The sequence below is a fragment of the Pseudomonas agronomica genome (genome assembly GCF_025917275.1).
Taxonomy (GTDB): Bacteria; Pseudomonadota; Gammaproteobacteria; order Pseudomonadales; family Pseudomonadaceae; genus Aquipseudomonas; species Aquipseudomonas agronomica.
The window spans coordinates 1-4,194 of record NZ_JAOSHO010000440.1 but is presented as its reverse complement, the minus strand read 5'-3'; the positions used below and the strand labels follow the sequence as shown (position 1 = coordinate 4,194).

Here is a 4,194-nt window from a genome sequence, read left to right as displayed (position 1 = left end):
CCCCACCACCGGCACGACGATACCGGCACCAGTAATGGTCGCCACCGTCGCCGAGCCTGTCGCGATGCGGATCACCGCAGCCACCAGCCACGCCAGCAGGATCGGCGAGATCTGCGCGCTGACCGCCATGTGGCCGATCACGTCACCCACACCGCTGGTCACCAGCATCTGCTTGAAGCCACCACCGGCACCGATGATCAGGATGATCGCGGCCGTCGGCGCCAGGCTGGCGTCCAGCCATTTCAGTATCTGGCTGGAGCCGATGCCCTGCTTGTAGCCAAAAGTGTAGAGCGACAACAGCAACGCCAACAGCAGCGCCGAGATCGGGTGGCCGATCATGTCCATCCAGGTGCGGAAGAAGTTGCCGTCCGGCAGCGCCACGTCAGCGAAGGTCTTGAGCAACATCAGGAACACCGGCGACAGCACGGTGATCAGGGTGATGCTGAAGCTCGGCAGCTCGGCGCCATCGGTCTCGCGCGCCAGTTGGTCCACCAGTTCCTGGTTCGGATGGCCGGGGATGTGCTTGGCAATGAACGTACCGAAGATCGGGCCGGCAATGATGGCTGTCGGCAGCGCGACGATCAGGCCATAGAGAATGGTCTTGCCAATGTCAGCGCCGAACACGCCGATCGCCAAGAGTGGGCCCGGGTGCGGCGGCACCAGGCCGTGGACAGCGGAAAGGCCGGCGAGCAACGGGATACCGATCTTGATGATCGACACGCCGGTGCGGCGCGCAACGATGAACACCAGCGGGATCAGCAGCACGAAACCGATTTCGAAGAACAGCGGGATGCCCACCAGGAACGCGGCGAACATCATGGCCCATTGCACCTTGTCCTTGCCGAAGGCGCGGATGAGCGTCTGGGCAATCTGATCGGCCCCGCCCGACTCGGCCATCATTTTGCCGAGCATCGTGCCCAGCGCGAGGATGATGCCGACAAAACCGAGCACGCCACCGAAGCCGTCCTGGAACGCCTTGATGATGGTGCCGATCGGCATGCCCGACGTCAGGCCGAGAAACGCGGCGGCGATGGTCAGCGCAATGAAGGGGTGGATCTTGAACTTGGTGATGAGGACGATGAGTCCGATCACCGTGACCACTGCATCGAGCAGTAGGTACGTCTCGTGGGACATGCCAAACATGGGGGTGTCTCCTGATTTGTTGTTGTTATTGAAGCAGTTATTTATGGACCGTCGGGACAGCGCTATCTTTCTGACGCAATTTTTTTGTAACTCAACTGGCCAGCTTCAAACCGTGGGCCAGCCACCAGACATAAGCCTGGCGTGCCAATTCATCAATGCTGTGGCTGGACGCATCCAGAGCCAGGGTCAGGGGCTCGCCAACAGGGGATTCAAGGGTGGCAAACTGGCTGTCGATCAGGGTCGACGGCATGAAATGGCCGGGACGATGGGAAACGCGGTCGGCGGCCACTTCGGGGGTCAATTCAAGGAATACGAAGCCCAGGCCAGGCAAGGCGCTGCGCAGACGTTCGCGATAGCTGTGCTTGAGGGCCGAGCAAGTCAGCACCGGGCGTTCGCCCGTGGCGTCGACGCGGCGCAACTCGTCGCACAGGCTGTCGAGCCAGCCGGCACGGTCGTCGTCGTTCAGGGGGATACCGGCGCTCATCTTCTGGATGTTGGCCGCGGGGTGGAACGTGTCGCCTTCGATGGCGGTGGCGCCGCTCAGTTGGCACAGGGCCTGGCTGACGCAGGTTTTGCCGCAACCGGCAACGCCCATGATGACCAGGGCGGTGATTGGATGATTCATGTAACACCTCAGCGCGCAGACAGCGCTACCTTTGCCAGTTATGACACCGCAGCAAAAGCAGAAGTTGCCGACGCCTTCTTGTCATTTTTGTGGTTGCAGCATGTTCGTCAACGACACTCGCGGAACAAGGATCAGGCAAACCCTGCCAACGCATTTGCAGGCGCGCCGAGACAGCGCTACCTTAGTGCCTTGATTTTTGTTTGGCAAGCCACCCTGATGACCGTCACTAAAAACGATAAGAATACTCGCACCACCGGTCGCCCCACGCTCAATGAAGTCGCACGCCTGGCCGGTGTCAGTCCGATCACCGCCTCCCGTGCCCTGCGCGGCGTCAGCAGCGTGGCCGTGGAGCTGGTGGAAAAGGTCCGCCAGGCCGCCCTTGAGCTCAACTACGTCGTCAACCCCGCCGCCCGCGCCTTGGCCTCGGCCCAGAGCCATTCGGTGGTGGTGCTGGTGCCATCGCTGTCCAACCTGCTGTTCATCGACACCCTGGAAGCCATCCATCGCGTCTTGCGGCCCAAGGGCTTCGAAGTGGTGATTGGCAACTACCACTATTCCCGGGACGAAGAAGAAGACCTGCTGCGCAATTACATGGCCTATCAACCGCGGGGCTTGTTGTTGACCGGGTTCGACCGAACCGAAAGCGCCCGTCGCATGATCGAGGCCAGTAATATTCCCTGTGTATACATGATGGAACTGGACCCGGGGGCAGGCCTCAACTGCGTGGGATTTTCCCAGCTCAAGGCCGGTGAGACCGCCGCCGAGCATCTGGTCTCCCGGGGTCGCAAGCGCCTGGCCTACATCGGCGCGCAATTGGACCAGCGGACGTTGCTGCGCGGTGAAGGTTTTCGCCGCGCGCTGCTGGAGGCCGGGCTTTACGATCCTGATCTGGAAGTACTGACCCCTCGTCCGTCATCGGTTGGCCTGGGCGGCGAGCTGTTCCTGCAATTGCTCGCCAGTCACCCTGACGTCGACGCAATCTTCTTCGGCAACGACGACCTAGCCCACGGCGCCCTGCTCGAAGCGTTGCGCTGTGGCATCAAGATCCCCGAACAGGTTTCGATCCTCGGTTTCAACGATCTGCCCGCCTCGGCCCACATGGTGCCGCGCTTGAGCAGCATCAGTACCCCCAGGGAAGCCGTCGGCCGCCACGCCGCCGAGCAGATGCTTACCTTGATGGCCGGCAACCGCATCGCCCAGCCCGTCGTGGACCTGGGCTTCGAACTCAAGGTTCGCGAAAGCACTTGAGACCCCCGGCACGATGCGGTCGATCCATGCCGACGAACGGCAAGGATTGGCCGCCCCGCCGGGCACACCCGTCCTGCAGCCCTTGAATTTACGGCCCCTTGCACCCCGGCATGGTAATTGCTCCCGTCATCGTCCAGCCATTACCACAGGTACGCGTCATGTTGGTCAGTGCAAAACAGCAAGCGATGATCCTGCCGCTCAAACGTCCGGGCGAAGACCCCACGGCCGAGGCCGCCAGCGGCCTGCGAAGCGCTGCGTTGCAAGCGCTGCGCGACAACATCCAGGCCCAGGCCACTCAGGGCAGTACTCAGGTCCAGGAATCCATCACCGGGCAGGCCACGCAGCAGGTCAACGCCGCCGCCGCCATCAGCGACAATGTCGATGAAGCGTTCGCCAAGACCCGCGTGCAGTTGCAAACAACTGCCTCGTCAGCTTCCGAAGAAACCAGCTCTGCCCTGATGGAATTCAAGGACTACATGAGCAAGACCCCTGAAGAGCGCCTGCGTGACAGCATCCTTGAGGAAATGGGCATTACCGAAGAGGAATACGAGGCGATGCCGCCCGAGAAGCAACTGGCGGTCGGCCAGGAGATTGCCCAGCGCATGCAAGACAAGGCGGCGATGGCGCAGGTCGAAAAAGCCCAGGACAGTCGCACGGATGGGAAAAATCCGGCCACAGACATGTTCCTCGCCTCGCTGTGACTCTTTCAGACAAGCGCCGGGCATATCCCGGCGCAGTGTTTGTTCCCCTATAATCGCCCGCCTCCATTACACACCGCGCCCGCGCCATGTCCGAATTCCACTGCACACGCCTCGACGAGCCGCTATGGCCGTTGATGAACAAGTTCTACCGCACCCATCAGTCGTCGATGAAAGCCGTGCGCGACGCGGGGCTTTGGGTTGCACGGCGCGAAGAAATCATCGCGGCACTCTGCCTGCGACCGGTTTCGGGGGGACATTGGCTGACGGGATTGTTCGTCGACCCGGCGTACCGCGTGCAAGGCGTCGCGGGGCGGCTGATCGCCGAAGCCGTGAAAGGCCTGGACGAGCCGGTGTGGTTGTTCTGCCACCCGGATCTGCGCGGCTTTTATGAGCGACGCGGGTTCAGTTTCGACCCGGAGCTGCCTTATGCGATGGCTGAACGACTGAGCCGGTACGCGCGCAGCAAGCCGATGATTG

The 4,194-nt window shown here is 61.9% G+C and carries 5 protein-coding genes; 3 read left to right on the top strand and 2 right to left on the bottom strand.

What is annotated here, in order from left to right:
• Together OC610_RS22275 and OC610_RS22270 are read right to left on the bottom strand one after the other, a co-directional pair.
• Positions 1-1,143 (bottom strand): GntP family permease (locus OC610_RS22275; protein WP_264430811.1); only part of this gene is annotated, 1,143 nt, incomplete at its 3' end.
• A gap of 91 nt (positions 1,144-1,234) precedes the next feature.
• A complete protein-coding gene (locus tag OC610_RS22270) occupies positions 1,235-1,768 on the bottom strand; it encodes a gluconokinase (RefSeq protein WP_264430809.1) in 534 nt (177 codons plus the stop codon).
• A gap of 216 nt (positions 1,769-1,984) precedes the next feature.
• On the opposite strand from OC610_RS22270, the gene gntR reads away from it, so the two are divergent.
• The 3 genes from gntR to OC610_RS22255 form a co-directional block, all read left to right on the top strand.
• On the top strand, positions 1,985-3,016 hold the full coding sequence (gntR, locus tag OC610_RS22265) for an HTH-type transcriptional regulator GntR (RefSeq protein ID WP_264430807.1): 1,032 nt from the start codon (positions 1,985-1,987) through the stop codon (positions 3,014-3,016).
• A 158-nt stretch (positions 3,017-3,174) separates the two neighbouring features.
• Positions 3,175-3,717 carry a hypothetical protein gene (locus OC610_RS22260; protein ID WP_264430805.1) on the top strand — a complete coding sequence of 181 codons (543 nt, stop codon included), beginning with the start codon at positions 3,175-3,177 and terminating at the stop codon, positions 3,715-3,717.
• Positions 3,718-3,803: 86 nt separating this feature from the next.
• On the top strand, positions 3,804-4,194 hold a 391-nt coding region (locus OC610_RS22255; RefSeq protein WP_264430803.1), incomplete at its 3' end, for a GNAT family N-acetyltransferase.